Genomic DNA, 482 nt, shown 5'->3' on the forward strand with positions numbered 1-482 from the left:
GTCAACAGTTAACGCAATTCAACGAGCTGTCGAAGAGGCTGAGCTGATGGCAGGGTGCCAGATTCACTCTGTCTATGCAGGAATAGCCGGGAGCCATATTCGCAGTATGAATTCGCACGGCATTGTTGCGGTTCGAGATCGAGAAGTTGTTCAGGCCGATATTGATCGTGTTATCGATGCTGCACAGGCTGTGGCAATACCAGCAGACCAGAAAGTGCTGCACATTCTCCCTCAGGAGTTTGTGATTGATAGCCAGGAAGGCATTAAAGAGCCTTTGGGTATGTCTGGTGTGCGTCTAGAAGCAAAGGTGCACTTGGTGACCTGTGCGGTTAACGCAGCTCAGAATATAGAAAAGTGTGTGCAGAAGTGTGATCTGGACGTTGATGACATTATTTTAGAGCAGTTGGCTTCAAGCTATGCGGTGCTCACTGACGATGAGAAAGAGTTAGGTGTCTGTGTTGTGGATATTGGTGGTGGAACAA

The 482-nt window shown here is 48.3% G+C and carries 1 protein-coding gene; it reads left to right on the forward strand.

The annotated features are described in order from the left end of the window. Positions 1-482: cell division protein FtsA (gene ftsA, locus A3757_RS05465; RefSeq protein ID WP_068739277.1), on the forward strand; the 482-nt coding region annotated here is incomplete at both ends.

The organism is Oleiphilus sp. HI0117 (genome assembly GCF_001635235.1).